Origin of the sequence: Bradyrhizobium sp. B117 (genome assembly GCF_038969555.1) — a bacterium.
Taxonomy (GTDB): Bacteria; Pseudomonadota; Alphaproteobacteria; order Rhizobiales; family Xanthobacteraceae; genus Bradyrhizobium.
Window position 1 is genome coordinate 9,079,707 of record NZ_CP152414.1, and the last position, 25,490, is coordinate 9,105,196.

The following is a 25,490-nucleotide window of genomic DNA, read 5'->3' on the forward strand; positions in this document are numbered from 1 at the left end:
CGCTTCCCCCACATCCGGGGTTGACTGGAATTATTTTCTATATATGTGTCGTTTCGAGCGCGCAAAGAGAAAATTTTTTCTTCTCTTCTGCACCGCAACTATAGAATTTTCGCCTCCAAACGCAAAGTGGCAGAGATGCATCTTCTCAAGGACGATTCCGCAGTTGTCGGTGTGAGCAGCCAGGCCCTCGTCAGCCGCGCGGGCTCGCAAGAATTTTCTGCTGATCTTGCCCCCAGCATGGATCATCTCGACCAGCTCGAGGCTCAGAGCATCTACATCTTCCGCGAAGCCTTTGCCCGCCTGAAGAAGATTGCCCTGCTGTGGTCGCTCGGCAAGGACTCCAACGTCATGATCTGGCTGGCGCGGAAAGCCTTCTTCGGCCGCATGCCGTTCCCGGCCCTCCATGTCGACACCGGCAAGAAATTTCCGGAGATGTATCGCTTTCGCGATCATTACGGGAAGGAATGGGATCTCGATCTGCGCGTCGAGCCCTGCCCGCCGATCGACGCCGTCGACCCGACGCTGCCGCCGGCCGCCCGTTCCGCCGCGCGCAAGACCGAGGGCCTCAAGATGGCGCTCGGCAAATACGGCTTTGACGGCCTGATCGCCGGCATCCGCCGCGACGAGGAGGCCACCCGCGCCAAGGAGCGCGTGTTCTCGCCGCGCGGTCTCGAAGGCAATTGGGACGTGCGCGACCAGCCGCCGGAGTTCTGGGATCACTTCAACGCCTCGCCGCCGCAAGGCGCGCATCTGCGCATCCATCCGATCCTGCATTGGACCGAGGCCGACATCTGGGCCTACACCAAGCGCGAGAACATCCCGATCATCCCGCTCTATTTGTCGAAAGACGGCAAGCGCTATCGCTCGCTGGGCGATCAGGACATCACCAATCCCGTGAATTCGACCGCGTCGACCATCGACGAGATCCTGATCGAGCTCGAACAGACCAAGGTGCCGGAGCGCGCCGGTCGTGCGCTCGACCATGAGACCGAGGACGCTTTCGAGCGCCTGCGCGTCGCCGGCTATCTCTGATCTTAGGACGCATCGCGGTCATGAACTTGCTCGTCACCCCCACCTCGCCCGCCACGCCGAACGGCACCACGCGTCCGCAGGTCCGCATCGTCATCGTCGGCCATGTCGATCACGGCAAGTCGACGCTGGTCGGCCGCCTGCTGCACGAGACCGGCAGCCTGCCCGAGGGCAAGCTGGAGATGCTGAAAGCCGTCAGCGCGCGGCGCGGCATGCCGTTCGAATGGTCGTTCCTGCTCGATGCGCTGCAGACCGAGCGCGACCAGGGCATCACCATCGACACCACGCAGATCCGCTTCCGCACCAATTCGCGCGACATTGTCCTGATCGACGCGCCCGGCCACGCCGAATTCCTGCGCAACATGATCACCGGCGCCTCGCAGGCCGACGGCGCGGTGCTGATCATCGACGCGCTCGAAGGCGTGCGCGACCAGACCCGGCGGCACGGTTATCTCCTGCATCTGCTCGGCGTGAAGCAGGTCGCGATCGTCGTCAACAAGATGGACCGCGTCGATTTCTCCGCCGATCGCTTCAAGGCGATCAGCGACGAGATCTCCGCGCATCTCAACGGCCTCGGCGTGACGCCCACGGCGGTGATCCCGATTTCCGCGCGCGACGGCGACGGCGTCGCCGAGCGCACTGGTCGCATCGGCTGGTACAAGGGACCGACCGTGGTCGAGGCGCTGGACCGGCTCGAGCCGGCGCGGCCGCTGGAAGCGCTGGCGCTGCGCCTGCCGGTGCAGTCGATCTACAAGTTCGACGACCGCCGCATCGTGGCGGGCCGCATCGAATCCGGCAGCCTCATTGCCGGCGACGAGATCGTGATCATGCCGGCCGGCAAGATCGCCAAGATCAAGACGGTCGAGAGCTGGCCGGTGACGCCGGTGGCGAGACGGCAAGGCGCAGGCCGCTCGGTCGGCATCACGCTCGACCGCGAATTGTTCATCGAGCGCGGCGACATCATCGCGCATGCGAATGCCGCGCCGCGCGAGACGCGGCGGCTGCGCGCACGCATCTTCTGGCTGCACGACAAGCCGCTCAATAAGGGCGACCAGCTCCTGGTCCGCTGCGGGCCGAAGGAAAGCCGCGCCACCGTCGTCGCCATCGAGAAGGCGGTCGATCCCGGTGAGCTCTCCAGCAGCGAGAACAAGGCGATCGGCCGCAACCATGTCGGCGAGATCGACATTTCTCTTTCGAATCCGATTGCCACCGATCCCTACACCGAGAACCCGCGCACCGGGCGCCTGGTGATCGAAGTGTCCGGGCGCATCGCCGGCGGTGGTCTCGTGCTGTCGGTCGATGCCGGCCAGCGCGCCGAGCCCGTCGACATCGTGCCGGTGGAATCCGCGCTGCGGCTAGATGAGCGCTCGGCGCGCTATCGCCATAACGGCGCCGTGGTCTGGCTCACCGGCCTTCCCGCCTCCGGCAAGTCGACGCTGGCGCGGGCACTGGAGCGGCGTCTCTTCACCAATGGCGGCTCGCCGATCCTGCTCGACGGCGACACGCTGCGCGCCGGGCTGAACAGCGATCTCGGCTTCTCCGCTGCCGATCGCAGCGAGAACATCCGCCGGCTTGCCGAAGTTGCGACGCATCTCGCCCGCAACGGCCACATCGCGATCGTCGCCGCTGTCTCGCCGGCCCGCGAGGACCGCGCCACGGCGCGCCGCATCGCCGACACCGCCTTCCGCGAGATCCATGTCGCCACGCCTGCGGAGGTGTGCGAGGAGCGCGATCCCAAGGGCCACTACAAGAAGGCTAGGGCCGGCGCGCTCGCCTCGTTCACCGGTATCGGCAACGACTACGAGGCGTCGCAGGCGGCCGAGCTCGTGATCGACACGTCGAAGCGGACGGTGACCGAGGCGGCCGACGAGATCGAGCAGATGCTGAAGACATCAGGCGTGCTGTTCGACGAGCTCGTGGACCTCGCCGCGAATATTTGAGCACACTTTCGTTGGTGCATTCGCTGCCACCAAAAATGCAGTGCGTTCCCTCCCCCCTGCGGGGGTGGGTTAGGGAGAGGGGTCCACACGGGGACTCTCTCCATCGGCGTGAGCTGATTTCACGTCGAACTCAGACACACCGTTTACTGGGCCACCCCTCTCCCCCGCCCTCCCCCGCAAGGGGGAGGGAGCGCAGTTGTACGTGTGGCGCGAAGCCGGGCCCCATCGGTTTGTAAAACGAGCCAGCCGCCTCGCCTTGACATTTTGACAAACCTTTGGGGGTCTTCTCACCGCCTCGATTTTGGGGCTAATAGGGCCCCGAAAGCCGCCCCCTCGCGGGCGCATTTTGCTGCTGTCGGGTCAAAAGCAGCCAAAAACAGCCATTTCCAACAAGAAAGCCCATCATGAAACGCGTCGATGCCCACGGATTGAAGATCGCTCCCGTCCTGTATGACTTCATCGCCAAGGAAGCGGCCCCGAAAACCGGGATCGCGCCGGATGCGTTCTGGGCCGGGGTGACAGGCATCATCAGGGAGCTGGGGCCGAAGAACCGCGAGCTGCTCGCCTTCCGCGACGCGCTCCAGGCCAAGATCGATGACTGGCACCGCGCCAACAAGGGCAAGGCGTTCGACCTCACTGCCTACACCGCGTTCCTGAAGGAGATCGGCTATCTGGTCCCGGAGCCGGCGACGCAGAAGGTCGAGACAGCCAATGTCGACGAGGAGATCGGCAAGATCTGCGGTCCGCAGCTCGTCGTGCCGCTCACCAATGCACGCTATGCGCTCAACGCGGCGAACGCGCGCTGGGGCTCGCTCTATGATGCCTTCTACGGCACCGACGCGATCCCGCACGATCCCTCCGAGGGCGGCAAGGGCTACAACAAGGCGCGCGGTGACAAGGTGATCGCGAAAGCCAAGGCGTTCCTCGACGCCGCCGCGCCGCTCGCGACCGGCAGCCACACTGACGTCACCACCTACAGCGTGGTCGCGGGCCAGCTCGCGGTGAAGCTCAAGAGCGGCAACGCCACCGCGCTGAAGAACGCCGCGCAGTTCGCCGGCTTCCAGGGCGATGCTGCCGCACCGTCGGCGGTGCTGCTCGTCAACAACGGCCTGCATGTCGAGGTGAAGATCGACCGCAGCAGCGCGATCGGCAAGGACGATCCGGCTGGCGTCGCCGACATGATCATGGAAGCCGCCGTCTCCACCATCCTCGACATGGAAGACTCGGTCGCCGCGGTCGACGCCGAGGACAAGGTGCTGGTCTATCGCAACACGCTCGGCCTGATGAACGGCACGCTGTCGGCGGATTTCGAGAAGGGCGGCAAGACGCTGACGCGTTCGCTCAATGCCGACCGCGTCTACAAGACGCCGGACGGCAAGGGCGAGCTCAAGCTGCACGGCCGCAGCCTGCTCCTGATGCGTAATTGCGGTCACCACATGTTCACCGACGCGGTGCTCGACGAGAAGGGCGAAGAGGTCCCCGAAGGCCTGCTCGACGCCGCCGTCTCCGGCCTGCTTGCGATCCACGACCTCAAGGGCAACTCCAAGGTCAAGAACAGCCGCACCGGATCGGCCTATATCGTCAAGCCGAAGATGCACGGCCCCGACGAGGTCTCGCTGACCTGCGAGATTTTTGATCGCGTCGAGAAGATGCTCGGCCTGCCCGAGAACACGCTCAAGGTCGGCATCATGGACGAGGAGCGGCGCACCACCGTCAACCTCAAGGCCTGCATCCAGCGCGCCTCCAAGCGCATCATGTTCATCAACACCGGCTTCCTCGACCGCACCGGCGACGAGATCCACACCTCGATGGAAGCAGGTCCCATGATCCGCAAGAACGAGATGAAAGCGCAGGCCTGGATCAAGGCCTATGAGGACTGGAACGTCGACATGGGCCTGATCGACGGCCTGCCCGGCCATGCCCAGATCGGCAAGGGCATGTGGGCCGCGCCCGACAAGATGGCGGACATGCTGGCGCAGAAGCTCGCCCATCCGCAGGCCGGCGCCACCACCGCCTGGGTCCCCTCGCCGACCGCCGCCACGCTGCATGCCCTGCACTACCACCAGGTCAACGTGATCGCGCGCCAGCAGGAGCTGACCACGGGCGGTCCGCGCGCAAAGCTCTCGGACATCCTCACCATTCCGGTGTCGAAGTCGAACTGGGCGCCTGATGACGTCAAGCAGGAGATCGACAACAACTGCCAGGGCATTCTCGGTTACGTCGTGCGCTGGATCGACCAGGGCGTCGGCTGCTCCAAGGTGCCTGATATCCACGATGTCGGCCTGATGGAGGACCGCGCCACCTTGCGCATCTCCAGCCAGCATCTCGCCAACTGGCTGCACCAGGGCGTGATCACCGAGGCGCAGGTGATGGAGTCGCTCAAGCGCATGGCCGTCGTTGTCGACAAGCAGAACGCTGGTGACCCGATCTACAAGCCGATGGCGCCAGCCTTCGACGGCGTCGCCTTCAAGGCCGCCTGCGACCTCGTCTTCAAGGGTCGCGAGCAGCCGAACGGTTACACCGAATACATCCTCACCGCGCGCCGCCGCGAGGCCAAGGCGGCGGGCTGAGCGAGGTCACAGAAACGTCAAAAGCCCCGGTGCAAGCCGGGGCTTTTTTGTTGGACGAAACGCCGCGGCGCGTCGCGGAACGGCTGCGTGTGCCTCGCGTTGTTCGGCCATCAACCAACGGGAGAGGGTCATGGACTGGAATCGCATCGAAGGAAACTGGAAGCAGTTCAAGGGATCGGCCAAGGAGAAATGGGGCAAGCTCACTGACGACGATCTCCAGCTGATCGAGGGACGCCGCGAGCAGCTCGAGGGCCGGCTCCAGGAACGCTACGGCAAGGCCAAGGACCAGGTCCGTCAGGACGTCGACGACTGGCTCAAGTCGCTGCACTAGCACCGCACGAACGAAGCCCCGGCTCGCGCCGGGGCTTTTTCGTCGGGCACGTGTAACCCGGATGGAGCGAAGCGCAATCCGGGTTACGAGGCCCAATCGCCGCCCGCTAGAACACGGTGAGATATTTCAGCAGCGACACCACGCCGATGATGATCACGATCACGCGCGCGATCTGCTTGGCGCGGCCGTCCATCGGCAGCATGTTGATGAGATAAAGCACGAGAATGACGACGAGAAAGGTGACGAGTACGCCGACCAGCATCGCGATGCCCCCTTCAGGCAATTGCCAACGGTAGTCCTAACGCAGATCTCGCGCGCCGGTTCCATCAGGGCAACCCACTACAACTTCTGGTAATTCCGTATTTCTACAGTGCGGCCGGCTGCCTAAAACTTTACCCTTTTCCTTTCAGATGCGGAAACCGTACGGGCTCCGAGCCGCAAACGGTATGCGATTGCCGATCTGCGCGCCCAATGTTTTCGATTTTGCCGGGCGTCTTCACGACTTTTGGAAATGGGACTTTGGGGGGACTTCGATGCTCAATCGTCTGACCGTATCCGCGCTGCTGAAGGCGGTGATCGCGCTCACGTCGGTCTGCGTGGTGATTGCGCTCTCGCTCACCGCCTACGAGTCCTGGGACCGCCTCAAGACCGCCAACCGCATCTCGCAGATCGCGGATGCTTCCGCCGATCTGTTCAAGGCGATGCACAATCTGCGCACTGACCGCGCGAGCACCAACCGGCTCCTCAATGCGACCGAGCCCATGGATTCCGAGATCGAGAAATATCTGCGCACGACCCGCGACGCCGAGATGCCGGCGATGGCACGCGCGCTGGAACTGCTGCCGAGCATGGATTTCCCGCAGTCGGGCACGCTGGTGCCGGAGCTCGCGCGCCTCTACAAATCCGCGAGCGAGCAGCAGAAGCAGTTTTGGGAAGAGGTCGCCAAGCCCAAGGACCAGCGCCGCGCCGGCCTGCCGAAGGAATACATGGAGACGACGCAGGGCCTGCTCGAGACGCTCGACAAGCTCTCGAACATCCTGGCCGCCAGCGTCAACCATCAGGACGCGGAGATCGACCAGCTGCTGTCGATCAAGCAGAACGCTTGGCTGCTCCGCAACACCGGCGGTGAAGCCTCGCTGATCATCTCGAACGGGCTCAACGCCGGCCGCATCACGCCGGAGGCCCGCCTCGCCTACATCCAATATGTCGGCGGGACGGCCGCGGCATGGAAGGCGCTGGAATTGTCGGCTTCGGGCATGCAATTGCCGCCGGCCCTGTCCTCCGCCATGGCGACGGCCAAGACCGGCTATTTCGATCCGCAATATCTGGCCCTTCGCGATCGCATCGCCAATACGCTCGCAAATGGCGAAAAGGCCGAGATGACTGCGAACCAATGGACCCCGGTCACGGTGGGCCGCCTCGCCAGCGCGGTCACCGTGGCCGAGACCGCGCTCGATGCCGCCAAGAGCCATACGCTGGACCAGCGCAGCGCGGCTCAGCGCGCACTGATCGTGCAGCTTACGCTGCTGGCGCTCGCCATCGGACTTGCCGCCGGCGCGATCGCGCTGGTCAGCCGCCGCGTCATCCATCCGCTCACCACCATCCGCGACGCCATGCTCAAGGTCGCCGGCGGCGACCTCACCGTCGACAGCGGCTATCTCGACCGCCAGGACGAGATCGGCGCGCTGGCCGGCGCACTGGAGACCTTCAAGCAACAGGCGGCCGAGAAGCTCAAGATCGAGGAGCACGAGCGCGAGCGCAATGCGGGCGCGACCGCACGCCAGCGCGCGGTCGAAGCCTATGTCGGCGAGTTCGAGGGGGCTGTGCGCAAGACGCTCGGCGAATTGAGCGAGGCCTCCGGGGAGATGCGCAAGACCTCCGGCGATCTCTCCGCGGTGTCGCGCCAGACCAACGACCGCGTCCAGGTCGCCGGCAAGGCCTCGAACGACGCCTCCATGAGCGTCGACAGCGTCGCCGCCGCAGCCGAGGAGCTCTCGGCCTCGATCAACGACATCAGCCAGCAGGCCGCCCATGCCGCAGGCATCGCCGGCCGCGCCGTCACCCAGGCGCGCGAGACGGACGGCACCGTGCAGGGCCTGGCGAAGTCGGCGGGGCGCATCGGCGAGGTCGTCGGCCTCATCAACACCATCGCGGCGCAGACCAATCTGCTCGCGCTCAACGCTACGATCGAAGCTGCACGCGCCGGCGAGGCCGGCCGCGGCTTTGCCGTGGTCGCCTCCGAGGTGAAGTCACTGGCGAGCCAGACCGCGAAGGCGACGGAGGAGATCTCCGAGCAGATCGCCGACATCCAGAAGGTCGCGGGCGACGCCATCAACGCGATCCAGACCATCGGCGGCATCATCGGCGAGGTCAACGAGGTCGCCACCGCCATCGCGGCCGCCGTCCAGGAGCAGGGTGCGGCGACCCAGGAGATCACCCGCAGCACGCAATTCGCGGCGCAGGGCACCAAGAACGTCTCGGACAACATCACCGGCGTGAAGGCCGATGCGGACGCTGCTGCTGCCGCCGCGGACAACGTGAAGCAGGCTTCGGAGATGCTGGAAAGCCAGAGCCGTCAGCTCGGCCACGAGGTCAGCGACTTCCTCGGCAAGATCCGCGCGGCGTAAGCTGCGGGTTGTAGCCGCAGCCGGCGCCACACCCTCGGTGTCATCCCCGCGAAAGCGGGGACCCATACTCCCAGGGAAAAGTTGTAGCGCGAGCAGGCAACTCCGGGTCTTCGCCAAACCCAATCTTGTGGTTATGGGTCCCGCTTTCGCGGGGACGACGGCGGAAATTGGGGAGGCGGCGTCGCGCATCCTAACGCCCCGTAATTATACGTCGGGAACACTGGCTAAGTTTTTACCCTTTTCGGGCCAAATGCGCGTCGAGCGCCTGCCCCCTGGGGCATGCGCATCTGCGCGCATCCCCTTTGGTCGTTCGAGGTTCGCGGGGGCTGCCGTTCGGGGCCACGAACTTCGAAACGCATACCGGGGTGTCCGATGCTCAACCGCTTGACCGTCTCCACGCTGCTGAAGGCGGTGATCCTGTCCACCGCACTCGTCGTCGTCATCGGCTTCTCGATCAGCGCGTGGAATTCATGGGGCCGGCTGCAGCAGGCCAACCGGATCGTTGCGGTCTCGGCCGCTTCGGCCGAAGTGTTCAAGGCGATGGCGAACATCCGGGCCGACCGCTCGACCAGCAGCCGCCAGCTCACCTCCGACGTCCAGGTGGACCAAGACATCGAAAGATACACCCGCGGCATCCGCGACATCCTGATGCCGGCGCTGGCGCGCGCCGTCGAGATTCTTCCGTCAATCGACCTGCCGCAGGGCGAGACGATGGCGTCCGAGCTCGGCCGGCTGAACAAGGCTCTGCTCGAGAAGCAGACAGAATTCTGGACCGAGGTCGCCAAGCCCAAGGCTTCGCGCCGCGTAGCACTCGCCAAGGAATATACCGACACCGAGGACGGATTGATGGCGATCCTCGAAAAGCTGGCGCCGATGCTGGGCGCGAGCGTCAATCACCAGGATGCAGTCATCGACCAGCTTCTGATGGTCAAGCAGATGGCCTGGCTCTTGCGCCTGAGCGCCGGCGAGTCGTCTCTGATCGTCGGCAACGCGCTCGGCACCGGCAAGATCACGCCCGAGCTACAGCTCGCCTATACGAAGTTCGTTGGCGGCACCGATACGGCCTGGAATGCGATCGAGCTCGCCACGGTCGGCCTGCAACTGCCACCGCCGCTCGCCGCGGCGATGGCGAACGCCAAGGCCGTTTATTTTGACCCGCAATACGCCGCCACACGCGACGGCATCATCGCCGCGGTCGCCAAGGGCGAGAAGCCATCGATGACAGCCAACCAGTGGAGCCCTTATTCGGTTGGCCGCATGGCAAGCGCGATCAAGCTCGCCGACGCGGCGCTGGAGGCTGCCAAGGATCATTCAGCGGCCCAGCGGGCGGCCGCCGTGCAATTGCTGATCGTCAACACCGCGCTGCTCGTGGCCGCGATCGTCCTGACCGGCGCCGCCATGCTGGCGGTCAGCCGCCGCGTGATCACGCCGCTGCACCGGATTCGCGACGCCATGCTCGAGGTCGCCGGCGGCGTTCTCGGCGTCGACAGCGGCTATCTCGACCGCCAGGACGAGATCGGCGCGCTGGCCGGCGCACTGGAGACCTTCAAGCAGCAGGCGATCGACAAGCTCAAGATCGAGGCGCAGGAGCGCGAGCGCAATGCCGGCGCCGCCGCGCGCCAGCGCGCGATGGAGGCCTACGTCGGCGAGTTCGAGGGCGTGGTGCGGAAGTCGCTGGGCGAGCTCAGCGAAGCCTCCGGCGAGATGCGCAAGACCTCGGGCGACCTCTCCGCAGTGTCGCAAAAGACCAATGAGCGCGTCGAGATCGCGGGCAAGGCCTCGAACGATGCCTCGATGAGCGTCGATAGCGTCGCTGCCGCCGCCGAGGAGCTCTCGGCCTCGATCAACGACATCAGCCAGCAGGCCGCCCATGCCGCAGGCATTGCCAGCCGTGCCGTCAACCAGGCCCGCGAGACCGACAGCACCGTGCAGGGGCTGGCGCAATCCGCAGGCCGTATCGGCGAGGTGGTCGGGCTGATCAACACGATTGCGGCGCAGACCAACCTGCTCGCGCTCAACGCCACGATCGAGGCGGCGCGCGCCGGCGAGGCCGGCCGCGGCTTTGCCGTCGTCGCCTCCGAGGTCAAATCGCTGGCAAGCCAGACCGCCAAGGCGACGGAGGAAATCTCCGGGCAGATCGCCGACATCCAGAAGGTCGCGGGCGATGCCATCAACGCGATCCAGTCGATCGGCGGCATCATCGGCGAGGTCAATGAAGTGGCCACTGCGATTGCCGCCGCCGTGCAGGAGCAGGGCGCGGCGACGCAGGAGATCACTCGCAGCACGCAATATGCGGCGCAAGGCACCAAGAACGTCTCGGACAACATCACCGGCGTTAAGGCCGACGCCGACACCGCGGCTGGTGCTGCCGAGAACGTCAAGCAGGCCTCCGAGACGCTGGAGACGCAGAGCCACCAGCTCGGCCAGCAGGTCAGCGATTTCCTGGGCAAGATCCGCGCGGCATAGGCACGCTGGCGCGACACCCTCGGTGTCGTCCCGGACAAGCGAGCGGAGCGAGCGCTGATCCGGGACCCATAACCACAGGGAGTAATTGTAACGCGAGCTTGTAACTCCCGATCTTCGCCAAAGCCAATCCTGTGGCTATGGGTCCCGGATCTGCGCGCGCTTTGTGCGCGCTTGTCCGGGACGACACCGGAGATTGGAGCGCAAGCATCGCATCACCCGTGATGCCGCCCGCCCTACTCCTTCGCGACCACCGGCACCTGGCGGAATTTGGCGCGGACTGATTGCGGCAGCGGGGAGAAGTTCATCGCAACGCCGTGGCGGTCGTTGGCGTTGCGGTTGGCGACGACGAGGCCGTCGGCGCCCGCGACGATGTCGCCCTTGCGCAAGGTGGGATCGTCCTCGACCTTGACCTGGGCGAGCCCGACCGGATCCTTGCCGTTGCAGGTGCAGCCGGCCACCAGCTCGTTGCGATAGCGAAAGGCGTTGGGCAAGTCGGAATAGGATTTTCCGTTCTCTGTCGTGGCGTCATCGATATTGCTGCCATAGACCAGCGAGGTCTCGGACGCAGGGCAAAAACTCTTGCAGGATTGCGCCTTGCTCTCGGCATCGCTGCCCTGCGCCGGGAAGTAACGGCCATCGCAGCCGCGCACGCAATAGGCCGAGCCGCCGCCATAGCTGGCGCGCGAACGCGGTGCCTCATAACGCGGCATGTCGTCGTTCGGGAACGGGATACGGATCTGCGGCGGCGGACGCATGCGGAATCCGCCGAACAAGGCCGAGAAGAAATCCTCCGCATGCGCGGACGGCGTCAGCGCGAGGCCGAGGGAGGCGACGGCGAACAATGCCGCCGCGCCACCGGCCAGTTTGCCGATCGAACGTCTGTTCATGTGACCTCTCGCATTCCTAGTTCACGGCCGACGACGGGATGTTCAGCGCCTGCCGACCCGTGGGCGACGTCGTCACCGCCGGGCGCTTGCGCACGGGGTCGCCGCCTTTGGCCATCAGCGGGGCATTCTTCGGCAGCACCACGACCTTGGCGCCGATATTGACGCGGCTGAACAGGTCCGTGACGTCCTCATTGGTCATGCGGATGCAGCCGGAGGAGACGAACTTTCCGATCGTGGTGGGATCGTTGGTGCCGTGGATGCGGTATTCGCTCGAGCCGAGATACATCGCCCGCGCGCCGAGCGGATTGCCCGGGCCGCCGGCGACGAAGCGCGGCAGATAAGGCTGGCGCGCGATCATCTGGGCCGGCGGATGCCAGTCCGGCCACTCCGCCTTGCGGCTGACGTTCTGCACGCCCGACCAGGTAAAACCTTCGCGGCCGACACCGACGCCGTAACGGATGGCGCGGCCGTTGCCGAGCACATAGTAGAGATAGGTGTTGCCGGTATCGATGACGATGGTGCCGGCCGGCTCGCTGCGGTCGAAGCCGACGATCTGCTTGCGCAGCCGATCGGGCAGCGCGGCATCCTCATCCGTCGCCTGCGGCTGGGTGACATAGCCCTGGCTGGCATAACCTCGCGAATAGCTCGGGTCTTGTGGATAGAGCTGCGGCTGCATCGGCGCATAGCCGAAGGTCTGAGCGCTGGCGCCGCCGAACGGCACCGTCAGTAATGCTGTCGCAAAGGCAAAAGCGGTTACGCCGCGCAGCGAGAAGCGGCGACGGAAGGCAAGGAACGTTGTCATGTGCTGCCCCGTTGGATGTGTGCATCAGGGTGATGCGGCTTTCCAACAAACGCAGCCGAGGCGACTCAAGTTCCGCCGCCGTCTGAGGCAGCGACGTCACAGTCAAGCGAGCACGACTTCACGAAGCCGCGATGGAACCGCGGCGCCGCACGGGCGTTGGATCATCAGCAGTGGCGCGCGGAGGCTTTTCCGGGCGGGAGAGATATTGTGCGCGTCATTCCCAGTGAACGTCTGATTTCCGGTAACGGCGAAGGCGCCCCGCTCCCCGACAGCCATAGCGAATTGCCGCCGGTGATCCGCCGCACCGAGTTCGTTGCCTTCGCGCTCGCGGGCCTGCTGCTGATCGCGGTCGTGGCCGTGCTGTATGTCGGCAAGGCGTTCTTCCTCCCCGTGGTGATGGCCTTCGTCACCGGCACCATGCTGTCGCCGGCGGCGACCTTTCTCGAGAATCGCAAGGTGCCGCGCGGGCTGGGCGCCGCGCTGATCGTGGTCGCCGTGACCGCCGTGGTCGCCTTTATCGTCGCGCTGATCGCCTCGCCCGTGATGGAATGGAGCTCGCGCCTGCCGGAGCTCGGCGCGCAGCTCAAGGACAAGCTGCACGTGTTCGACCGGCCTCTGTTGCTGTGGCGGGAGCTGCAGACCATGGTCGGCGGCTCCGAGGGATTGCCGAGCTTCCAGCTGCCGAAATTCGAATGGGTGCAGCCGACGCTGGAATTCCTGTCGCCGACCTTCACCGAATTCCTGCTGTTCTTCGTCACGCTCATCCTGTTCATCGCGAGCTGGCGCGATCTGCGGCGGGCGCTGATCATGACCTTCAACGATCGCGACGCGCGGCTGCGGACGCTGCGGATCCTGAACGAGATCGAGGTCCATCTCGGCAATTACCTGCTGACGGTCACACTCATCAATGTCGGCGTTGGGGTTGCCACCGGCATCGTCTGCGCGCTCACCCACATGCCCAATCCCGCCGGCCTCGGCGCACTCGCGGCAACCCTCAACTTCATCCCGATCATCGGGCCGATCGCGATGTTCGCCGTCCTGGTCGTGGTGGGGCTCGTCGCCTTCCCGACCATCAGCAGCGGCCTGCTTGCCGCCCTCGCCTTCGGCGGTATCACCTTCCTGGAGGGACACTTCGTCACGCCCACCATCATCGGGCGGCGGTTGGCGCTGAATGCGCTCGCCGTGCTGCTCGCGCTCGCGTTCTGGACCTGGCTGTGGGGGCCGATGGGCGCGTTCCTGTCGTCGCCGCTCCTGATCGTCGCCCTGATCCTGAAGGAGCATCTCCTGCCGCCGGATGCGCCGCAGCTGCCGCAGGACTGACCGGTTTCCGTGAACGGAACTTCCCCGGCGACGAAGCGTTTTCCGGCTATCTCAGCCGTCAACAGTTCGGAGCTCCTGATGTCCACGCCCAATGCCGATGCCGGGATCAGAGACTGGACCGACAAAGCCACCAGAGAACGCCTCGAGAAGGATGTAGCAGCCGTGAAAAGCGATATCGCCGCCCTCACCGACCAGATTACCGACGCGCTCAACACCTTTGCCAATTCCACCAGCAAGCAGGCTCGCCGCGGCTATCGCCAGGCGCGCGAGAACATGGATTCGGCGATCGACGACATGTCGGACCGCGGCAGCGCGATGATGGGTGCTGCGCAGGACGCCTACGGGTCGATCGAGGAGACGCTCGAAGAGGCGATCACGCAGCGGCCGCTCGCGACCGTGGGCCTCGCACTCGGCATCGGCTTCCTGATCGGCGCCGCCTGGCGGCGGTAAGGTCCGCGGAACGGAATCGAGATAACGGCGGCGCGCTGTGGCGCCGCCGGCGGCGGCTTGTGGGGATTTGAGGAGCAAGGCCATGTTTCAGCGCATCATCGACGGGATCAATGCATCCGCCGGAACGACAGTGCGGCTGACCTCCCTCGCCGCAGGCGCCGCATTCGCGCTGTTCATCACGACCTGCTTCCTGTGCGCGGCGGCGTTCATCTTCGTGCTCGACAAATACGGTCCGGTGCAGGCGTGCCTCGCGGGGGCCGGCGTTTTCTTCCTGCTGACCCTGACCGCGGCGGTGAGCTATTGGGCCTACAAACGGCAGTTGCGCAAGGAAGCCCACATCGCGGCAGAGCGCGCCGCGAAGTCGGCGGCGCACAGCATGCTTGCCGATCCCATGCTGCTCGCCACGGGGCTCCAGATCGTTCGCGCCATCGGGGTCAAGCGGCTCTTGCCGATCCTCGCCATCGGCGGCGTCGCACTCGGAATCATGGCGAGCCGCGCCGGCGTATCCGACGAGGCCTCGGCCGAGCCGGCGGAGTGACGTCACGCCCGGCTGCGGCCGATGCAGACCGCGGCGACCGCGAGCGGCGCCGCCAGCGCGATCCAGGACAGCGGCAGCCAGAAGTCAGTCTGACCAAGCAACGCGGAGAGCAGGCCGAAAATGCTCGAGACGGCGAGCAGCGACGGCCAGCGCCAGATCAGGGCTAGCGAACGGCGTCCGCTCATTCCGCGGCCCCTGGCGATGTCAGCGGCATGGCCGCCGCAGGCCGCTCCGTCCTGCTGGCCCGCGATCGCACGAACCAGAGATAAACTCCGCTGCCGAGCACCACGATGGTGACAAGATCGAGCAGCACCCAGATGATCTTCAGCGGCATGCCGCCGTAATCGCCGAAATGCAGCGGACGCGACAGCTCGAGCGCGCGCAGATACCAGGGCATGGTGACGGCGGATACCAGCGCGCCGCTTCTCGCATCGACCAGCACCGGGCTGAACAGGCGCGAGGTCAAGGGCTCCCTGCCCTTGGTCCAGACCACGTAGTGGAACGGCGAGCCGAACGGCGCGCCGGGATACACCACGCTGGTGGTGGTCATGTCGGGGAATGCGGCCTTCACCGTGTCGTAGGCGGCCTGTGGCGAGGACAGTTCGGAAGTCTGCGGCACCGGCTTGCCTTGCAGCGGCGCCAGCATCGCGCGCACGTCGGTCTGCTGCCACAGCGCGAACAGCGGCGTCGAGAGCTCGTTGATGACGCCGGTGGCGCCGACCACCAGTGCCCAGCCGAGCGTGACGACGCCGAGCAGATTGTGCAGGTCCAGCCATTTCAGCCGCCGCGACCTGGCCGCACGCACGGTGCCGAAATCAAGCTTGCGCATGAACGGTCCGTAGATCGCGATTCCCGAGACGATCGCGGCGATGAACAGCAGCGCCATCGCGCCGAGGAACAGCTCGCCCGCGAGCCCCGCAAAGAGATCACGATGCAGCGACAACATCAGTTGCAGGAAGGTGAGCCCGTCCTCGCCGAAGGGTTTCGTCTGCTTCAGCACGTCGCCGGTGTGGGCATCGAACCGGATCGAGTGGATCGCTCGCCGATTGGCCTTGAACGCCTCCCAGGAGCTCGCCATGAACACCATGATCTTGGGCTCGTCGTCGTCGACGAACACCGAGATGATGGTCTCGCCCGGATACATCTTCCGGCTGGCCTCGACCACCCGGTCGAGACTGACGTTGGATGTGCCCTCCGCCACCTGCGCATAGGGCAAGGCGTCGTCGAGCAGACCGTCGATCTCGTCGCGCAGCACCAGCGGCAGGCCGGTGATGCAGATCAGCAGCAGGAACAGCGTGCAGATCAGGCTCGACCATTTATGCACGAACAGCCAGCGCCGCAGTGCCGGCGTCCGCTCGTAGACACGTTGCCCGGAGATCGCCTGCTCGCTCATCACGTTCCCCCTACCAGCGGTAGCGCAGCGTCGCAATCGCCCGCCGCCTCAGGCCGTAGTAGCAACCCGTGTCCTGGCAGAGCTGGACGTAGGTCTTGTCGAACAGATTGGTGACGTTGGCGCTCGCGAGGAAACCCTTGAACTGCGGACCGAGGGCGGACAGATCGTAATGCAGGCCGAGGTCGACCAGCGTGGCGGCGGGGACGTCGAACGTATTGAGCGAATTGCCGGGCGAGGCGCCGAGATAGCGCACGCCGCTCGACACGCCAAAGCCGTCAAGGACGCCGCCATGGAACGTGTAGTCGGCCCATAGCGCGGCGGCGTGCGGCGGTATGCCGGAAACGCGCTTGCCGAGATTGGTCGAGTTGGACGCGGTGTTGACGATGTCGGTATAGGTATAGGAGCCGAGCATGGTCAGATTGCTGTTGATCTCGCTCTTGCCCTCGAGCTCGACGCCGCGTGAGCGGACTTCGCCGGTCTGCACATTGGAGCGAACGCCGCCGACGATATGGGTCGGGTCCGGATCCGGAGTGAGCACGTTCTGCTGCGTCAGGTCGAAGACGGCCAGCGTGATCAGCGTCTTCGGATCGGGCTGGTACTTGACGCCGACCTCCTCCTGCTGGCCCCGCGTCGGCTTGAACGCCTGGCCGAAGAAGTTGGTGCCGAGGCGCGGCTGGAACGATTCGGTGTACTGGATGTAGGGCGCGACGCCGTTGTCGAACTTGTAGAGCAGCGCCGCGCGCTTGGTCAGGGCGCCGTCCGATTTCGGCGCGGTCGTACCGGCCAGCAGATTGTCGGTGTTGAGGTCGGCCTGGTCGTAGCGCAGGCCCAGCAGCGCGACGAAGCCGCCGCCGAACTTGATCTGGTCCTGGCCGTAGAACCCGACCTGCTCGAGCCGCTGGCGGTTGTAGGAAGTGACGGGCGGGGTCGGCAGCGGCAGGCCGTACACCGGATCGAAGGCATTGATCGCCGGCACGCCCGTCGTCGTGCTGCGGCCGAGCGCGGTATCGACCGAGTTGCGATAGTCGATGCCGACCAGCGCGGTGTGATCGAGCGGACCGGCCTTGAACTTGAACTCGCCCTGGTTGTCGAGCGCGAGCGAACGCAGCGTCTCATAGGTCGCGTAGACGCCGCGCGGCAGGCCCAACGGGTTGGTCAGGACGGTTGGAGAGACCACCGCGAAATCGGTGCTGTTGTCCATGTAGCGCAGGTTCTGCCGGACCGTGACCACGTTGTTGAAGTGGTGCTCGAACAGATAACCGATCGCGCCCACCGTGCGGTCAGTCTTGTCGAAGCCCGGCTCGCCCGAATAGAAGCTGGTCGGGATCTTCGCGCCGCCGGCAACGGGAAACACCGTGCCGTTGGCCGGCAGCAGGTTGAAGAAGCCGGCCTTGGGATCGCGCTGATAGGTGCCGAGCACCGTGAACGTGGTCTGGTTGTCCGGCCGCCATGTCAGCGACGGCGCGATCGAGACGCGTTGATAGCCGGTGTAATCCACCTGGCTGCCGACATCGTATCCCGACGCGGTGAAGCGGTAGAGAAACTCCTTGTTCTGGTCGATCGGACCGGACAGGTCGACGCCCGCCTGGGCACGGCCATAGCTGCCGGTGGAGACGAACATCTCGTGATAGGGCTCCAGCGTCGGCCGCTTGGAGACGAGATCGACCACGCCCCCCGGAGAGGCTTGGCCATAGAGCACCGAGGCCGGGCCATGCAGGATCTCGACGCGCTCGAGGTTGAACGGCTCGACGATCGGATAGGCGAAGATGCCGGCATTCATCAGCCGCAGCGAGTCCAGATACTGATCGGCGAGGAAGCCGCGAATGTAGATCTGGTCGAAGCGCGCATCCGCACCGGTCGGCTCGACCATCACGCCCGAGACATACCGTACCGCTTGCGAGACGCTCTGCGCGCCCTGGGCCTGGATCTGGTCCTGGGTCACGACGGAGATTGCGACGGGCGTCTCGATCAGCGCCGCATCGGTCTTGGTACCGGTGCCGCTGCGGGTTGCGACCATGCCATCGACATGGCCGAAGGCCGATTCTTTGCGGCCCGCTCCGGATCCAGCCTCGGTTGCGGCCGCAGCAGCGGCGCCGGCGGGCGCATTCGAGCGTCGCACCGTTCGCGCGCGGGCCGCGCTGCTTCTGCGCGAAGGTGAGGCGCTCGCACCTTTCGGAGGTGCGCTCCCCTGCACGGTGACCGGGCTGAGCTCGGTGGGCGCTCCGATGGACGAAGCCGCCGTCGATGATTGTGCCGCCGCCCCCGTTGCAATGATCAAAACGACTGAGCTGACGGCCCCCATGAGCCGCCAGCGCCGCACTTCCAAAACGCCCACCGCAACTTCCCCAATTCCAACGGCTGCGCATCCATGCAGCCGGATCAACGAGGTACCGCAGCGGTACAACCTTGCGTGCTAGAAGGCCTCCAGACTGGAGATTTTCCATTTCTAGACTTGAGAGGTGCTGCAACCACGAGCAGAATCATGCAGCATCTCTGCGCAAGGTCCCTCGTGAGCGGAGGCAAGATCGGCCCCCTTTTCCGAAAATTGCGTCCCGGACGGGGGATAAGCGGCGATCCGCCAACACGCGGGCACGCCTTGCGCAATTTTCCACCAGCCCGGGGCGAACCGGCCTCGCTCACGCAAACGCTACTCGGAGAGGCAGGCGGTTGCCGCTAAAAGCGTCGCCCCTGATTCCTAAAGAAATATTTAGCAATGAAGCCGTCGGTCAAGGCGAACCTCGCCGCATTCCATCACGACGCCAGGCTCTATTTGACGCTCGGTATCGCCAACTGGTCGGTGTTCGTCGACCACATCCCGAACAACGTCGTCAATTTGCTGACGCTGCGCAATTTCGGCTTCAGCGGTGCCGCGGACCTGTTCGTGTTCGTGGTCGGCTATGGCGTCGCCATCATCCATGGACGGATGGCGCTGGAGCGCGGCTATCTCGTCGCGGCGACGCGCATCTTCCGCCGCGTCTGGCGGCTCTACGCGGCCTATGTCGTGCTGTTCGTGATCTATATCGACACCATCGCTTATGTCGCCTCGCAATCGATGGCGCCGGAGCTCATTCACGAATACAACATCTCCGGGATTCTCGAGCACCCGCTGCGCATTCTGGTGCGCGGCCTCGTGCTCCAGGAAGAGCCGCGGAACCTCGACCTGTTGCAGCTGATGATCCCGCTGATGGCATTCTTTCCGTTTGTGCTGTGGGGCCTGCTGCGGCGGCCGAACGTGACGCTCGGCGCATCGGTCGCGCTGTATCTGGCGGCACGCTGGTTCGACTGGAATTTCCGGGTCTATCCCGATCAGGAGTGGACCTTCAATCCGCTGTGCTGGCAGATGCTGATGGTGCTGGGCGGCTGGTTCGCCGTGACGGGCGCGCCCGGCCGGGCGCTGCGCGGCATGTCCTGGCTGCGGATCCTCGCCGGCACCTACCTCATCTTCGCGATGGCCGTCACCCTGATGCGCCATTCGCCGGCCTTGTCCGCCTACCTGCCGGACGCCCTCCTCAGCGGCATCACGCCGACCGACAAGGAAAACCTCGCGCCCTATCGCGTGGTCCATTTCCTCGCGCTCGCCTTCCTCGCGACCCATCTCGTTCCGGCCGATCATCCCGGCCTGAATTGGCGGCCGCTTCAGGCGGTGATCACGTGCGGCGAGGAATGGCTCGCGGTGTTCTGCATCGCCGTGTTCCTGTCCTTCGCCGGCCATCTCATCTTGATCACCGGGCCGAACCTGGTGGCGATGCAGATCGCGGTGAGCCTCGTCGGCTTCGCCGCGATGACCGGAGTTGCCTACTACATATCCTGGTCGAAGCGGCAGGACCTGCCGGCGGCCTTGCGCCAGCAGGCCTAAAGCGCGATGAGATCAGGATGAATCGTCATAGCGCTTTAGGTCGTTGTTTGAGCATGATCTTTTCGGAAAACCGCTGCACACTTTTCCGGATCATGCTCTAGAGCTCTGTCCCGATGGACTCGCAACGGAGCCTTGGATTCTTATCCTGACGCGTTTTCTTCACGCGAACCGGGATCCACTTCGCTCGAACGCGCTGCCAAAAGAATCGTGCGATTCTGCTAGGCCGAAAGCGGCCGCTGCGCTATGCCGAGGGTCGTGAGGAGACCGGGCGTGGCGATGGCGAAAGGTGACAATGAAGAAGCCGGCAGCGCGCCCCGGCGCGGTCGTCCGAGGTCGATCGAGACCACCAACGCGATTCTCGAAAGCGCCTATGCGCTGATGGCCGCCACCGGCCTTGCCGCCACCACCATCGACGCCGTCGCGCGCCATTCCAGCGTCTCCAAGATGACGATCTACAAATGGTGGCCGTCGCGCGAGGCGCTTTTGATCGACGCCTTCCTCCATCACGCCGCGCAGATGCTGCCGCTGCCGCCGGCGAGCGCCGGCAGCCCCGCGGCGCGCACACGCCGCCACGCCGCGGCCTATGCCGAGGCGCTCCAGGGCGAATTCGGCAAGGTCCAGCTCGCCGTCATCTCCGAATGCATTTCGAAGACCGGCTCGGCCGGGCTGTTCTACGCCCGCTATCTGCAATTCCGCCGCGACGCGCTGGTGGAGATCATTGCCGCAGGCCAGAACGACGGCAGTGTCCTGGCCGAAGGGCCGGCCGGAGATCTCTACGACGCGATCTATGGCAGCCTGTTTTACCGCTACGTCTTCGGCATCACGCCGATCACGCCTGGCTACGCGCGCAACCTGGTCGACCTGATCTTGCGGCCGAAAGCCTAGCGCACAGGCCTTACCGGCGCCGAGAGCTTGTCGGTGCGATCGCGCTCGGTCATGTCGACCACCGTCTCCATCGGCGCGGTCAGCTCATAGACATAGGAGACGTCGGTGAAAAAGCGCTTGGCGGTGCCGCCGAGCGCCTCGGGCGCGACGCGGTCGAGCAAGATCAGGCCAAAATCGGAATCCGGGCGGCGCGTCGCCTCGCTGGTGTTGAACTCCTCCCAGCGGAAATGGAAGACTTCGTCGGGCGCCTCGCCCGTCACCGTCCAGTTGGCGGTGATGTGCGGATGCTTGCCGACGAGCGACAGGCCCTCGTCGGAATGCGAGGCGAGCTCGAAAAACAACAGCGACAGGCTCTGCGCCGCGCGCGCGCTGACCGCGATGTCGGGACCGGTGACGGCGATGCGGTCCGCATGCGGGATGGCCCGCGCCTCGAACAGGCCCTTCAGCTTGACGCCCTGCCACTGGCTCTCGCTGAGCAGCGAGACCACGTTGGACATGGCGTGGATGCGGCCGATCAAAAGCTCGCGCGCGACGTCGATGTCCGAGCCGTGACGCAGTGTCCGCGTCACGATCGACTGGATCACCGCAAGGATGTTCTTGACCCGGTGGTTGAGCTCGTCGATGACGGCGGTCAGCCGGCGCTCGAAGCCGATCCGCACCTGGATTTCGCGGCTGAGCCGCAGATTGTTGTAGGCGACATAGCCGAACAGGCCGCACACCATCGCGGTGATGGCAAAGCCGATCGCGGCCACGATGATCGCGGTCTGCTCGGCGCGGCGCGCCGAGTTGGTCTTGGCGTAGTAGCTGAGCTGCCAGTCACGGCCACCGAAGCTCACCGTGCGCGTCGCCGACGGCGCCGGCCCGTCCGCCGCCGCCCTGCGCGTCGAGACCACGCCCTGGTCGTTGGCGATCAGCTCGCCGCCTTCCCTGCGCGGATCCTTGAGCGCGACCGAGAACAACGACATGTCGTCATTGGTCAGCATCAGCGAGGCGAGTTCGTAAGAAAATGTGACGAAGCCGACCGGCACGGTCGCGCCTTCGGGAATGACCGGAGCTGCGACGATGACGCCGATCGGCCCGTTCGCTTGCAGGAGCGGCACCGGGTCGGAGGCGACCGACCTCTTCTCGACCCGCGCGCGGGTGAGCATCGCGCTGCGCACCGGGTCCTGATCATAGCTGCGGCCGGGCAGCATCTTGGTCTCGTCGCTGCGCGGCTCGAGATCCATCAGCACGTCGATCGGCTGGGTGAGGCCGGTGATCGGCTTGTCGTTGTAGTCGCGGATCTCAGGCCTCGGGAAGCCGGCGGCCGCGATCGCGGCCTGCGCCGCTGCGAGCTCGTTCGGCTGAAGGCGGGCGACCCAGCCGGCCACAACGAAATCGGTCTTGAAGGCGTAGATGGCCGAGCGCAGCGGCTCCAGCATGCTTGGCTTGAGCACCGATGGCGTGCGGAACAGGCCTGAGGCGACGCGCGCGAGCAGCTCACGCTCGGTCAGCCGGTCCTGAACAAGGCTGGCATGAACGTCGATCGCACGCGCGAGCGCGATCCGGTCCAGCGCCAGCTCCTGGTCGTGAACGCGATAGGCCGCCAGCCCGGAGAGCAAGGCTCCGAGCAGAGCGATGAAACCGATGATGAAACCCAGCCGGACCACGCGACTACTCAGGCGAAAGCAGCAGGTCGACAATAAGCACGGAGCATATGAACGCCGTTCGAACGGCCATGTGCCGAAACAGGGTGAACCCCAGTGGCGGAGATAATGAAGGAGGAGGCATCAGTACGCAACTTGGGTCGCCCGACAAGCTTAATTCCGTCCGGCCGATGGTCTGGCCGGGATGGATCTGCCCCGGGCACCGGAGGTAATTAATCGCCGTGTCCGAAATTTGTTCCGCCGGGTACCGTTCTGCCCCAGGTGTTAACGGCGAAAAGCGCCTGCGTTACGTCGTCGCGTCCGTCAGCCCGCCCGTTTCAGGCCGCCTTTGGCCTCGATGAAGGCGACGATGCGATCGAGCCCCTCGCTTTTCTTCAGGTTGGTCATGACGAAGGGGCGCTCGCCGCGCATGCGGCGTGCGTCCGTATCCATCTTTTCCAGGGAGGCACCGACATGGGGCGCGAGGTCGATCTTGTTGATGACCAGCAGGTCGGACCGCGTGATGCCGGGGCCGCCCTTGGACGGGATCTTGTCGCCGGCCGCCACGTCGATGACGTAGATGGTGAGGTCGGCCAGCTCGGGGGAAAAAGTGGCAGCGAGATTGTCGCCGCCGGATTCGATCAGCACGAGATCGAGCCCCGGGAATTTCGCGCGCATGTCGGCGACCGCCGCGAGATTCATCGAGGCGTCCTCACGGATCGCAGTGTGCGGGCAACCGCCGGTCTCGACGCCGGCGATGCGGTCCGGCGTCAGCGAGCCCGACCGCACAAGGAATTCCGCATCCCATTTGGTGTAGATGTCGTTCGTGATCGCGGCGATGTCATAGTGCTCGCGCATGGTCTTGCAGAGCAGGTCCATCAGCGCGGTCTTGCCCGATCCGACCGGGCCGCCGACGCCGACACGCAAGGGGCCGTGGGATTTCGACATGTGACTTGCTCTCTCTTGATGGATCGAAGGCCGCAACGCTCACGAACGGAACAGCCGCGTGTATTGTGTCTCGTGGCGCAGGCTGGCGAGATCGGCGCGGAACGTCGCGCTGCCGAGATCGTCCAGTGTCGCATTCAGCGATCGATTGGCGGTGGCAGCCACATTGGCTTCCAGCTTCACCAGCACGCGCTGACTGTCGGTCTGGCCGAGCGGAATGAGGCGGCTTGCCGCCGAAATCCAGTTCGAGACCAGCGCATGCAGGAAGGCGTGCAGCGTCGGTGCCAGCGCAACGCCGTGCATCGCTGCGACCACGCCGACGGCGACAGGATAGACCAGCGGCGCACGGCATGCCCCAACCACGGCATCCAGGCCGTCGGCATTCCACGCGGCCCGGGCGATGTCGACGAAGGCGCGCCCCTGCGAGGTCGTCTCCAGCTGCCGCTCCCGCGACGGCACATAGGCCGCGGCGAGCTCGGCAATATCGTTCAAGGCGGCATCTTCACCCGCTTCGGCGGCACGATAAGCGTGGATCAGAAAGGTCGCATCGCAAAAGCCGGAGCCATCGGCGAGCATCGCCTCGAGCCAGTCGGCGAGCGTCGCGACGTCGGTGATATCGCCTGCCTCGACCGCCCATTCGATACCACTGGAATAGGAGAAGCCGCCGACGGGAAACGCCGGCGACAGCCAGGTCATCAGCCGGTATAGCGCCGCCGCCTCGCGCGCGGCGAGGTCACCGGCACTGGCCGGCTCATTTGTGGTCATGAGCATGCTTGTGGCCGTGGTGATGGTCTGGGTGGTCGCAATGCTCGTCGTGGTGATGGTGGTGATCGTGACCATGGTCGTGCGCGGCATGATCATGGTGATGGTGGTCGTGGCCGCGATGATCGTGGTGGTCGTGACCATGATCGTGGTGCGCGTGATCGTGATGGGCGTGATCATCGTGCCCATGCGCATGACCTGCATCGGCATAGGCGCCGCCTTCGGGATCGAACGGCGCCTCGATCTCGACCACACGCGCCCCGAGCCCCTTCACCATGGCCTCGATGACGTGGTCGCGGCGGATGCGCAAGGCCTTGGCCATGATCTGCGTCGGCAGATGGCGATTGCCGAGGTGCCAGCCGACGCGGATGAGATGGTGCGGATCGCGGCCGCGGATCTCGAGCAGCGGCTCCGGCGCCGCGACCACCTCGATCAGCCGTCCGTCCTCCAGCACCAGCGCATCGCCGCCGCGCAACGCGACGGCGTTCTCCAGGTCGAGCAGGAATTCGAGCCCCCGCGTCCCCGTCATCGCCATGCGGCGGCGGTGCCGATCGTCGAAATCGAGCACGACGGTGTCCGCTGGCGCTTCCGTGAAGCGGTGCTGTCCCTTAACCTGCGTCGCCCGGATCATTCGCTTCTACCCTGTTACCGTACTTCGACCTTCTCGGGCGTGATCACCTCGATCTTCGGCGGCGCCGTGAAGCACTTCACCGCGACGCGGCCGAATGTCTTCATGTGCTCCATGCCGCGATGCGGCACCAGCGCCTCGGCATTCTCCCACTGCTCGACGAACACCATCTTGCTGGGATCGGTGACGCTCTCGTGCAGATCATAGGCGATATTGCCGGGCTCCTTCCGCGTCTCCTTGATGCAGGCGGTGGCGGCTGCAATGAATTCGGCGCGCGTCTCGGGCTTGATGGTCAGGGTGGCAACGACGTAGATCACGAGAAATCCTCCCGGCTTTTCTTCTAAAAGGTTACGATACCGGGCGGGACATTAGACCAGGCGGGATCGAACGCAAAACCCGAAAAGCCGTCCCCGGATATGTTCCGGGGACATGCGTT

The 25,490-nt window shown here is 65.2% G+C and carries 22 protein-coding genes; 11 read left to right on the top strand and 11 right to left on the bottom strand.

The features are described from left to right. The first annotated feature begins 237 nt into the window (after positions 1-237). The 4 genes from cysD (at position 238) to AAFG16_RS43190 (ending at position 5,870) form a co-directional block, all read left to right on the top strand. Positions 238-1,032, top strand: a complete 795-nt coding sequence (gene cysD, locus AAFG16_RS43175; protein ID WP_342741076.1) for a sulfate adenylyltransferase subunit CysD — start codon at positions 238-240, stop codon at positions 1,030-1,032. A gap of 20 nt (positions 1,033-1,052) precedes the next feature. Continuing rightward, entirely contained in the window at positions 1,053-2,969 is a 1,917-nt protein-coding gene (gene cysC, locus AAFG16_RS43180) for an adenylyl-sulfate kinase (protein ID WP_342735087.1), read from the top strand. Positions 2,970-3,373: 404 nt separating this feature from the next. Next, positions 3,374-5,539 carry a malate synthase G gene (locus AAFG16_RS43185; RefSeq protein ID WP_342735089.1) on the top strand — a complete coding sequence of 722 codons (2,166 nt, stop codon included), beginning with the start codon at positions 3,374-3,376 and terminating at the stop codon, positions 5,537-5,539. Between the two features lie 130 nt (positions 5,540-5,669). Then, on the top strand, positions 5,670-5,870 hold the full coding sequence (locus tag AAFG16_RS43190) for a CsbD family protein (protein WP_008546815.1): 201 nt from the start codon (positions 5,670-5,672) through the stop codon (positions 5,868-5,870). Between the two features lie 106 nt (positions 5,871-5,976). Here AAFG16_RS43190 and AAFG16_RS43195 read toward each other — a convergent pair whose 3' ends face one another. Next, complete coding sequence (locus tag AAFG16_RS43195; RefSeq protein ID WP_042335954.1) at positions 5,977-6,132, bottom strand: Thivi_2564 family membrane protein; 156 nt, start codon at positions 6,130-6,132, stop codon at positions 5,977-5,979. A gap of 271 nt (positions 6,133-6,403) precedes the next feature. On the opposite strand from AAFG16_RS43195, the gene AAFG16_RS43200 reads away from it, so the two are divergent. Together AAFG16_RS43200 and AAFG16_RS43205 are read left to right on the top strand one after the other, a co-directional pair. After that, complete coding sequence (locus AAFG16_RS43200) at positions 6,404-8,497, top strand: HAMP domain-containing methyl-accepting chemotaxis protein (protein ID WP_342735095.1); 2,094 nt, start codon at positions 6,404-6,406, stop codon at positions 8,495-8,497. A gap of 372 nt (positions 8,498-8,869) precedes the next feature. Next, entirely contained in the window at positions 8,870-10,963 is a 2,094-nt protein-coding gene (locus AAFG16_RS43205; protein WP_283082258.1) for a methyl-accepting chemotaxis protein, read from the top strand. 233 nt (positions 10,964-11,196) lie between these two features. Here AAFG16_RS43205 and AAFG16_RS43210 read toward each other — a convergent pair whose 3' ends face one another. After that, complete coding sequence (locus AAFG16_RS43210; protein WP_342735097.1) at positions 11,197-11,850, bottom strand: DUF2865 domain-containing protein; 654 nt, start codon at positions 11,848-11,850, stop codon at positions 11,197-11,199. A 16-nt stretch (positions 11,851-11,866) separates the two neighbouring features. Then, entirely contained in the window at positions 11,867-12,652 is a 786-nt protein-coding gene (locus AAFG16_RS43215) for a L,D-transpeptidase (RefSeq protein WP_342735099.1), read from the bottom strand. A 207-nt stretch (positions 12,653-12,859) separates the two neighbouring features. Between AAFG16_RS43215 and AAFG16_RS43220 the strand changes: the two genes are divergently transcribed. The 3 genes from AAFG16_RS43220 (at position 12,860) to AAFG16_RS43230 (ending at position 14,960) form a co-directional block, all read left to right on the top strand. Continuing rightward, complete coding sequence (locus AAFG16_RS43220; RefSeq protein WP_342735101.1) at positions 12,860-13,972, top strand: AI-2E family transporter; 1,113 nt, start codon at positions 12,860-12,862, stop codon at positions 13,970-13,972. Positions 13,973-14,050: 78 nt separating this feature from the next. Then, positions 14,051-14,422: a DUF883 family protein gene (locus AAFG16_RS43225; RefSeq protein ID WP_283082262.1), complete on the top strand. Its 372-nt coding sequence runs from the start codon at positions 14,051-14,053 to the stop codon at positions 14,420-14,422. An 82-nt stretch (positions 14,423-14,504) separates the two neighbouring features. Continuing rightward, the gene (locus AAFG16_RS43230; RefSeq protein ID WP_283082263.1) at positions 14,505-14,960 is read left to right on the top strand and encodes a hypothetical protein; all 456 of its coding nucleotides are present in this window, start codon (positions 14,505-14,507) and stop codon (positions 14,958-14,960) included. Between the two features lie 2 nt (positions 14,961-14,962). On the opposite strand, the gene AAFG16_RS43235 is transcribed toward AAFG16_RS43230, so the two are convergent. Genes AAFG16_RS43235 through AAFG16_RS43245 form a run of 3 tightly spaced genes read right to left on the bottom strand, consistent with a single transcriptional unit; the run spans position 14,963 to position 18,472 of the window. Next, entirely contained in the window at positions 14,963-15,145 is a 183-nt protein-coding gene (locus AAFG16_RS43235) for a hypothetical protein (protein WP_342735103.1), read from the bottom strand. Next, complete coding sequence (locus AAFG16_RS43240) at positions 15,142-16,353, bottom strand: PepSY-associated TM helix domain-containing protein (RefSeq protein ID WP_342735105.1); 1,212 nt, start codon at positions 16,351-16,353, stop codon at positions 15,142-15,144. The genes AAFG16_RS43235 and AAFG16_RS43240 overlap by 4 nt, the downstream gene beginning before the upstream one ends. Before the next feature lie 10 nt (positions 16,354-16,363). Further along, entirely contained in the window at positions 16,364-18,472 is a 2,109-nt protein-coding gene (locus AAFG16_RS43245) for a TonB-dependent siderophore receptor (RefSeq protein WP_342735107.1), read from the bottom strand. Between the two features lie 594 nt (positions 18,473-19,066). Here AAFG16_RS43245 and AAFG16_RS43250 point away from each other — a divergent pair. After that, positions 19,067-20,209: an OpgC domain-containing protein gene (locus AAFG16_RS43250; RefSeq protein WP_342735109.1), complete on the top strand. Its 1,143-nt coding sequence runs from the start codon at positions 19,067-19,069 to the stop codon at positions 20,207-20,209. Positions 20,210-20,485: 276 nt separating this feature from the next. Further along, positions 20,486-21,094 (top strand): TetR/AcrR family transcriptional regulator, encoded by a 609-nt coding sequence (locus tag AAFG16_RS43255; RefSeq protein WP_283087100.1) that lies wholly within the window; start codon positions 20,486-20,488, stop codon positions 21,092-21,094. Here AAFG16_RS43255 and AAFG16_RS43260 read toward each other — a convergent pair. The 5 genes from AAFG16_RS43260 to AAFG16_RS43280 form a co-directional block, all read right to left on the bottom strand. Beyond that, positions 21,091-22,743 (bottom strand): HWE histidine kinase domain-containing protein, encoded by a 1,653-nt coding sequence (locus AAFG16_RS43260; RefSeq protein ID WP_283082268.1) that lies wholly within the window; start codon positions 22,741-22,743, stop codon positions 21,091-21,093. The two genes, AAFG16_RS43255 and AAFG16_RS43260, sit on opposite strands and share 4 nt — an antisense overlap. A 300-nt stretch (positions 22,744-23,043) precedes the next feature. Beyond that, positions 23,044-23,667 carry an urease accessory protein UreG gene (gene ureG / locus AAFG16_RS43265; RefSeq protein ID WP_342735112.1) on the bottom strand — a complete coding sequence of 208 codons (624 nt, stop codon included), beginning with the start codon at positions 23,665-23,667 and terminating at the stop codon, positions 23,044-23,046. A 39-nt stretch (positions 23,668-23,706) separates the two neighbouring features. After that, entirely contained in the window at positions 23,707-24,435 is a 729-nt protein-coding gene (locus tag AAFG16_RS43270) for an urease accessory protein UreF (RefSeq protein ID WP_342741078.1), read from the bottom strand. Next, a complete protein-coding gene (locus AAFG16_RS43275; RefSeq protein ID WP_342735114.1) occupies positions 24,416-25,057 on the bottom strand; it encodes an urease accessory protein UreE in 642 nt (213 codons plus the stop codon). Before AAFG16_RS43275 ends, AAFG16_RS43270 begins: the two co-directional genes overlap by 20 nt. A gap of 14 nt (positions 25,058-25,071) precedes the next feature. Further along, positions 25,072-25,371 (bottom strand): putative quinol monooxygenase, encoded by a 300-nt coding sequence (locus AAFG16_RS43280; RefSeq protein WP_283082271.1) that lies wholly within the window; start codon positions 25,369-25,371, stop codon positions 25,072-25,074. Between the last annotated feature and the right edge of the window lie 119 nt (positions 25,372-25,490).

Excerpts from the sequence above, each read along its gene's own strand:
- cysD (WP_342741076.1), top strand. The coding sequence starts at position 238 with ATGGATCATCTCGACCAGCTCGAGGCTCAGAGCATCTACATCTTCCGC.
- cysC (WP_342735087.1), top strand. The coding sequence starts at position 1,053 with ATGAACTTGCTCGTCACCCCCACCTCGCCCGCCACGCCGAACGGCACC.
- AAFG16_RS43185 (WP_342735089.1), top strand. The coding sequence starts at position 3,374 with ATGAAACGCGTCGATGCCCACGGATTGAAGATCGCTCCCGTCCTGTAT.
- AAFG16_RS43190 (WP_008546815.1), top strand. The coding sequence starts at position 5,670 with ATGGACTGGAATCGCATCGAAGGAAACTGGAAGCAGTTCAAGGGATCG.
- AAFG16_RS43195 (WP_042335954.1), bottom strand. The coding sequence starts at position 6,132 with ATGCTGGTCGGCGTACTCGTCACCTTTCTCGTCGTCATTCTCGTGCTT.
- AAFG16_RS43200 (WP_342735095.1), top strand. The coding sequence starts at position 6,404 with ATGCTCAATCGTCTGACCGTATCCGCGCTGCTGAAGGCGGTGATCGCG.
- AAFG16_RS43205 (WP_283082258.1), top strand. The coding sequence starts at position 8,870 with ATGCTCAACCGCTTGACCGTCTCCACGCTGCTGAAGGCGGTGATCCTG.
- AAFG16_RS43210 (WP_342735097.1), bottom strand. The coding sequence starts at position 11,850 with ATGAACAGACGTTCGATCGGCAAACTGGCCGGTGGCGCGGCGGCATTG.
- AAFG16_RS43215 (WP_342735099.1), bottom strand. The coding sequence starts at position 12,652 with ATGACAACGTTCCTTGCCTTCCGTCGCCGCTTCTCGCTGCGCGGCGTA.
- AAFG16_RS43225 (WP_283082262.1), top strand. The coding sequence starts at position 14,051 with ATGTCCACGCCCAATGCCGATGCCGGGATCAGAGACTGGACCGACAAA.
- AAFG16_RS43230 (WP_283082263.1), top strand. The coding sequence starts at position 14,505 with ATGTTTCAGCGCATCATCGACGGGATCAATGCATCCGCCGGAACGACA.
- AAFG16_RS43235 (WP_342735103.1), bottom strand. The coding sequence starts at position 15,145 with ATGAGCGGACGCCGTTCGCTAGCCCTGATCTGGCGCTGGCCGTCGCTG.
- AAFG16_RS43240 (WP_342735105.1), bottom strand. The coding sequence starts at position 16,353 with ATGAGCGAGCAGGCGATCTCCGGGCAACGTGTCTACGAGCGGACGCCG.
- AAFG16_RS43250 (WP_342735109.1), top strand. The coding sequence starts at position 19,067 with ATGAAGCCGTCGGTCAAGGCGAACCTCGCCGCATTCCATCACGACGCC.
- AAFG16_RS43255 (WP_283087100.1), top strand. The coding sequence starts at position 20,486 with ATGGCGAAAGGTGACAATGAAGAAGCCGGCAGCGCGCCCCGGCGCGGT.
- ureG (WP_342735112.1), bottom strand. The coding sequence starts at position 23,667 with ATGTCGAAATCCCACGGCCCCTTGCGTGTCGGCGTCGGCGGCCCGGTC.
- AAFG16_RS43270 (WP_342741078.1), bottom strand. The coding sequence starts at position 24,435 with ATGCTCATGACCACAAATGAGCCGGCCAGTGCCGGTGACCTCGCCGCG.
- AAFG16_RS43275 (WP_342735114.1), bottom strand. The coding sequence starts at position 25,057 with ATGATCCGGGCGACGCAGGTTAAGGGACAGCACCGCTTCACGGAAGCG.